The 5,920-nt window shown below is 57.6% G+C and carries 4 protein-coding genes and 3 pseudogenes; 2 read left to right on the plus strand and 5 right to left on the minus strand.

The genetic code is table 11. The features are described 5' to 3' along the window. Window positions 1-126: 126 nt before the first annotated feature. A pseudogene (locus AB3X89_RS38550) lies at window positions 127-288 on the plus strand (transposase); the annotation flags it as partial. 25 nt (window positions 289-313) lie between these two features. Here the strand turns inward: AB3X89_RS38550 and AB3X89_RS38555 are convergent. Beyond that, entirely contained in the window at window positions 314-862 is a 549-nt protein-coding gene (locus AB3X89_RS38555; protein ID WP_368587859.1) for a hypothetical protein, read from the minus strand. A 442-nt stretch (window positions 863-1,304) separates the two neighbouring features. On the opposite strand from AB3X89_RS38555, the pseudogene AB3X89_RS38560 reads away from it, so the two are divergent. Continuing rightward, window positions 1,305-2,019 (plus strand): annotated as a pseudogene (locus AB3X89_RS38560) (IS6 family transposase). Between the two features lie 253 nt (window positions 2,020-2,272). Here AB3X89_RS38560 and AB3X89_RS38565 read toward each other — a convergent pair. The 4 genes and pseudogenes from AB3X89_RS38565 to AB3X89_RS38580 form a co-directional block, all read right to left on the minus strand. Then, window positions 2,273-3,094 carry a DsbC family protein gene (locus tag AB3X89_RS38565; protein WP_368587860.1) on the minus strand — a complete coding sequence of 274 codons (822 nt, stop codon included), beginning with the start codon at window positions 3,092-3,094 and terminating at the stop codon, window positions 2,273-2,275. Between the two features lie 312 nt (window positions 3,095-3,406). Next, window positions 3,407-3,640 (minus strand): DDE-type integrase/transposase/recombinase, encoded by a 234-nt coding sequence (locus tag AB3X89_RS38570; protein ID WP_368587861.1) that lies wholly within the window; start codon window positions 3,638-3,640, stop codon window positions 3,407-3,409. 33 nt (window positions 3,641-3,673) lie between these two features. Next, window positions 3,674-4,261 carry a hypothetical protein gene (locus tag AB3X89_RS38575; protein WP_368587862.1) on the minus strand — a complete coding sequence of 196 codons (588 nt, stop codon included), beginning with the start codon at window positions 4,259-4,261 and terminating at the stop codon, window positions 3,674-3,676. Between the two features lie 1,224 nt (window positions 4,262-5,485). Beyond that, window positions 5,486-5,791: pseudogene (locus AB3X89_RS38580) on the minus strand (transposase); the annotation flags it as partial. Window positions 5,792-5,920 lie beyond the last annotated feature (129 nt).

A 5,920-nucleotide genomic window follows, 5' to 3' on the forward strand; every position in this document is an offset into this window, starting at 1 on the left:
TGATGATAATACGTCGTCGTATGATTTTATAACCATCATTTTTCGCAACGGTCCCGCCCATTTCGCCCACTCATGAATGTCGCGAAAAATCCGTGAGTTGCAAGAGGCCGAAACCCGCAATCTGTTGGGAGAAAGCTCGGGTCGAAACGGCACATCGTTGTAGACGCGCGCGGCATTCCACTGGCCATCACGGTCACGGGCGCCAACCGACACGACTCGATGGCATTCGGGCCCACGCTCGATGCCATTCCGGCAGTCTCGGGTCTGAATGGCCAGCCCCGCAAACGCTCTAAACCAGAGCCGAGAATACGTCTCACTTCGAGTCGACAGCGAACTTGCCGCTTTCGATCCGCGTGAAGGGATCTGAGGCGCTTGAGATCACGCAATTGAAGGGCTTGTCCTCATTGATGATCAGGAAGGTGCTCGTTGGGTCCTTGAACTCCAGCGACATGGAAAAGAGGACGTAGGCATCCGGAACAGGCGAAGGTCTGAAGGCTCCAAATGCATATTTCCCTTCAATCCCGAGTGGATGTAAATCGACAGTCAGCTCCTGCGGCTGGGTGCTCACAGGCGAAGGGAAGTTCGACTTCGCCGATTGCTCGTCGCCGACTACGTCGTACTTGGTCGCGACCTTCATGTCGTGATAGTGAGTGGCCGGTTCGCTCAGTTTCTTGGCGCAGAACGCCCTGTGTTCCATGCTGGGATCTGGAGAACCATTTCGGAGCACGCTACTGATGTATTTCAGTACGACGAATGCATCGCCACTTTTTCCAGCCGCATGAACTGGCCCCGCCATCGTTAGTGCGGTCGCGAAGATGGCTGTTGTTAGAAAATGGGATGCCGCACGTCTAACGCTCATCATGTGCCTTCCTTTCGGACTGTCCAAACATGTAAAAGAAAATACACTATTACCTGTACGTGTGTTATCCACGCCATAGGTGAATGCAGTGTGTGCTGGTCATGCACGGATCGTGAGGATGCTGTTCTCCCGTCTTCTGAAATGCAGAAGGTGTGGAACTGGACCTCTAAGATCCCGGGATCGAACAGCGATGATCGTGCCAACAGCCAGATAAGCGCGCGGATCGATATTCCTCGTTTGTAAGCGACGAACAAAGTCGACAATGAAGACGCGGAAGGTCGTAAGTGCGACACTCCGCGTCTATCGTTTTATGTGCAATGATAAAAGGTGACGGTATTCAGATCTATAAAGATTATTTCGACCACGCTACCTATTTGGGCTCTGATGCAAATATGGCCGGCGAATGGGTCGGAGTTGTCGGAACAAAACGAACCGACGAGCCGCGATGAGCAAACTGAAGAGTCCGGAGAGGTTGTTCGGCGGACGCCATGTTGATCGGCAGATCATCCTGTGCGTTCGCTGGTACCTGCGCTACAAGCTCTGCTTTCGCGATCTGGTCGGGATGATGGCCGAACGGCGATTGTCGCTGGTCACATGACGATTCTGCGCTGGGTGAGGCGTTATACATCCGATTTCGTCAAACGCTGGAACCGCTTTGCTTCACCTGCGGATCGCTCGTGGCGTGTCGATGAGACCTACCTGAAGATTCGCGGCAGGTGGGTCTACCTGTACCGGGCAGTGGATCGGGCTGGCCAGACGGTGGACTTCGTGCTCAGAGCCCGACGCGACGTGGCTGCGGCCAAAGCTTTTTTCAGCAAGGCCATCAAGCGTCAGGGCCAGCCGCCGGAGACCCATCACGCTCGACGGCTATGCCGCCTCGCACCGCGCGGTGCGCGAAATGAAGATCGATGGTCTGCTGCCTGAAGACACGAAGGTGCGGTCCTCAAAATATCTGAACAACGTGATCGAGCAAGACCATCGCCACATCAAGTCCAGAACGAACGTGATGCCTGGGTCAAGCGATTCTGGAGCGCCGCGACCACGATTTTCAGGAATCGAGTTGACGCATCATTCGCAAGGGGCAGTTCGATCTCGCAAAGCTCGGCCTCAAGCAGGCCGCTGCGCCCGCCGTATGGAATGCGGTCCTGTTTGATCGATAAGCCTTCCCACCTATATGAACTTTCTCAACCCGCTTACCTATTTGCACCAGAACCCCCGAGAACCAGTTCGATTACTACCGCCGCGAAAATCACATAGAACGATGCGGCGATGATCAGCTGCGCCAAGGGACCGAGGTCACCAGCTGTTAGCATCATGAAGACAGTCGTGGCGACCAGCGTGACGAGGCTAGCGTGCAGCGCCGTATGGCGACCGGGCGCCATACGGCGCTAAGAAGGCGAAATTTGAGCGTGCTCATTTGGATGCTGCCAGGTTTGCGTGGGACTGGGTCAGCTGCGCCTCGATGCGGGCAGTGGGAATCAGACCAGGGACAAGGGTTCCGTCCTCGAAGACCAGGGCCGGAACGCCGCTAATATTCCACTTCTCGCCGAAACTGAGGTTGCGGGCGATCGGGTTATCGCAGGTGGGCTGATCCGGCTGATGGCGTGAGTGAAGGTAGTCGCGCCATGAAGAGATCAGGCGCGCTGAGCGCTTTTTATAGTCCGCTTCCGGGTCCGCATCGAGCGGCGGGCCCGAAAAACCATCACGTGCAAGGTCTTGATATTTGGTCCATGCTGCCGCCCGATCCGACTGGCACCAGACTGCCTCCGACACGCCGTGCGCGTTCGGATGCAACTGGGCGAGCGGGAACGGGAAGATATAGATCGTGACGTCCTTCAGCTCGGTGAGTTCGCCATCGAGGCGTCGGCAATAAGAACAGTCGGGGTCCGAAAAGACGTAGAGCTTTCGCGAACCGTTACCGAACCGGATTGCATCCTTCAGGTTGAGTTGTGCAACATCGATCGTGGGGCTGTTCGCCCGCTCGAGCGCCTGCGTCAGATTCTGCTTCGTCCGCAGATTGATGACGTTGCCAGTGTTCAGGACAGGGAAGTCGTCACGCACAAAAAAGACTTCACTGCCCTTTACGACGGACAAGAACCCAGGGATCGGCGGCTGGATATTGGCACCCTGAGCGGCTGCGAAACGCTTGACCGGCTCCTCCGGGAAACCAGCGTGAGCGAGTGTCGCGTAGCCCGCGATAAGGAGCGCGGCGGTGTGTTTGGAAATGCTTCGCATGGATCTGGTTGCTCCGGTGGGTGCCGTAAGTGGCGATTGAACTTTTGGACGGTTCGGTTTTTGAGACGAAATTCCATCCCCGGTATGGTGTCGAACGGTGGCTCGGGTTCTGGTGCAAATAGGTAAGCGGGTTGAGAAAGTTCATATAGGTGGGAAGGCTTATCGATCAAACAGGACCGCATTCCATACGGCGGGCGCAGCGGCCTGCTTGAGGCCGAGCTTTGCGAGATCGAACTGCCCCTTGCGAATGATGCGTCAACTCGATTCCTGAAAATCGTGGTCGCGGCGCTCCAGAATCGCTTGACCTAGGCATCACGTTCTCGTTCTGGACTTGATGTGGCGATGGTCTTGCTCGATCACGTTGATCAGATATTTTGAGGACCGCACCTTCGTGTCTTCAGGCAGCAGACCATCGGTCTTCATTTCGCGCACCGCGCGGTGCGAGGCGGCATAGCCGTCGAGCGTGATGGTCGGCGCGCGTTTGAAGACCGGCTCGCCCAGTGCGAGCTGTTGGAACTGGCATTGCACGAAGAGCGGCTCAACCATCACCCATTTCGTGGTAAGTGGGCGACTGGTAGATCAAACGTCGCTTACCTCTTCTTCGTTCGATCGTTGAGCGATCTGGCCGTCCATCACTTCTATCCGGAAGGGGCCACGGACTCCCATTGAAAATTCGGCCGCCGCGGCCAAGGCGCGTTCGAGTCTGACGTCTGGCCGCATCGGCATACCGGCGGTGGTATGCAGTGAGCCCAGCGCCGCCTGTTCGCCGCTACCACAGGCATCGAAGTTCACGGCGCATTCACCAACCTGATAATCGTCGTCAATGTGGAAGATGCGCCCCATGTACCCAACCAGAAAAGTGCCAGCCGATTCGTGTTCGCGGTCCTTGCGCGCGAACCCACCGCGGGTAAAGCACGCGCGTACCGCATCAATGAACGTCGTGCACATGAAGGCGAACACATCGGTGCCCTCAGGGCGCGGCGCGACGGTCAGACTATGGCCCAGAAGCTGCCCCATCCTGAAGGATGAGGTGAAGCCGATCAGGAACGGTCCCACCCGATAAATCTTGGGGTCGGCGCGCACGGTGATGGACCAACCCCCCGCTCCCGCCGAATCCGCACCCATGTAAACCTTCTTGCCATCTGTCAGCGCCACAATGCAGGTCATGCTGCCTCCGTAGGTGTTGTGCCCGATAGAACGCGACGCGCACGCCCTCGCACGGCCCAGCCGTGGTCGTAGCCATGCAAGTCTGCCCATTGCCGCCCAGAACTGCCTCGCGGTTCCATGATGTCCCGCCGGCGGGCGTCACCCCCCCGTGACGCGCGCCTTCCTGACCGTGTAGGGCGTGCGCAAAAAACGCTGGCTGTGACTGCAGCACCGTGAGATCTGATTTCGTGTTCAATCCTCATTCAACCCCTCCTAATGGCTCACGAGAAACAAATAGCAAAAGTCGAGCCAGCACCACTGGGGGGCGCCACTTTGGCCGGTCGTTGACGAAACAAGCGCAAGCACCATCCGCAGGAACTCGCGGCCGCGAAGGCAGGAATAAGCGTGCGCATCTACGGCGATCGGCTCGACTGTTACCTGTCCGGCGTGCTGGTCCACAGCACACCGCTCGGGGCTCACGTGCGCACGACAACCGCCACGCGCTCGATTACCGCCACTTCATTGACGCCCTGAAGCGCAAATCCCAGGCATTCAAGGGGCTCGCGATTCGTGACGCACTGTTCCCGCGTTAGGCTTACCGCAGAACCTGGGAGCAACTCGATGCCCGCCTGTCACAACGCGACGCATGCAAGACGATGGTCAGCCTGCTTGAGCTCGCGGGCCTGCACGGCGTGGGGCCGTACTGGCAGGGAAGCTTCATGCGAACGACAACTACCCCGTTGGGCCGCAGTCGAATTCAATGCCCGCGATGGTGCGAGTTTTGAGATGCGGAGCGGTACGCGTTCGGACAAATCGCAGCAGGTTGCGCGGTGGCCATTCAGTGAGCCTGTGCACGAGGTAGACGTACGGCTCAAGGTCGCTGGCGCTGCATACGAGCACGACTTAGTCAACGGGGGCTGGCCATCTCCGTGTTCAGTGACGCATTTCCTCCAATCGGGCCGACGGTTGTAGGAAATGTTGGGTTGCGGACAAACGGTGGGCGCTTTTCAAGCGGGTGCTGCGCTCAAAGCCGATACCCCGCAGATCGTTACCGACCATTTGCGTGAAATCCCGGAGCTGGCGAGCCTAGCAGGCTGCTGAAGTACACCCGAGTTGAAGAGGCCCCGCTCCAATTACGCGACTCTCGTCGCAAGATTTTTCGCATTGTGCAGATTCAATGCGAATTCACCGTCCCTTTAAGCGTTTTGAGGCCAATTCCCGGCCTCATTTCCGCGTTTTCCGTCACTACGGACGGACTTGTGCCAAGGATCGCAGGCGCACGAGGTTGTATGCGGCCATGTTCAGCACGAACATCTGATCCACCTTCTTCAACCCGCGCACCATCACCTGGCGCATACGTCCCACGGTCTTCGCCCATCCAAAGCCTTGTTCGATCAGCTTGCGCTTTTGCTAGGAAATGGCGTAGCCCGCGCTCGAGGCAATCGTATCGTTCACCGCCGAACGCCGCCCCGAGGTGTTTTGCGCTACGTGCGGTGTGACCTTCATCTCGCGGCAGGCCTCGATGAATTCCTGTGCGTCGTAACCCTTGTCCGGGTTCTGTTGCAGTAAGGGTGTCGGGACGAGAAATGTCGATATGATAAGTATTGCTTATGACACAAGGGAGTAAAACTGCTGGGAAGCAGACGACGGGTCTTTGCCCGCACATTTCATCTGTCCTTT

Origin of the sequence: Paraburkholderia sp. BR14320 (assembly GCF_040948665.1) — a bacterium.
Lineage (GTDB): Bacteria > Pseudomonadota > Gammaproteobacteria > Burkholderiales > Burkholderiaceae > Paraburkholderia > Paraburkholderia youngii.

What these genes read in the sequence shown, in the direction of transcription:
- AB3X89_RS38555 (WP_368587859.1), bottom strand. Translation starts at nt 862, where the DNA reads ATGATGAGCGTTAGACGTGCGGCATCCCATTTTCTAACAACAGCCATC.
- AB3X89_RS38570 (WP_368587861.1), bottom strand. Translation starts at nt 3,640, where the DNA reads ATGGTTGAGCCGCTCTTCGTGCAATGCCAGTTCCAACAGCTCGCACTG.
- AB3X89_RS38565 (WP_368587860.1), bottom strand. Translation starts at nt 3,094, where the DNA reads ATGCGAAGCATTTCCAAACACACCGCCGCGCTCCTTATCGCGGGCTAC.
- AB3X89_RS38575 (WP_368587862.1), bottom strand. Translation starts at nt 4,261, where the DNA reads ATGACCTGCATTGTGGCGCTGACAGATGGCAAGAAGGTTTACATGGGT.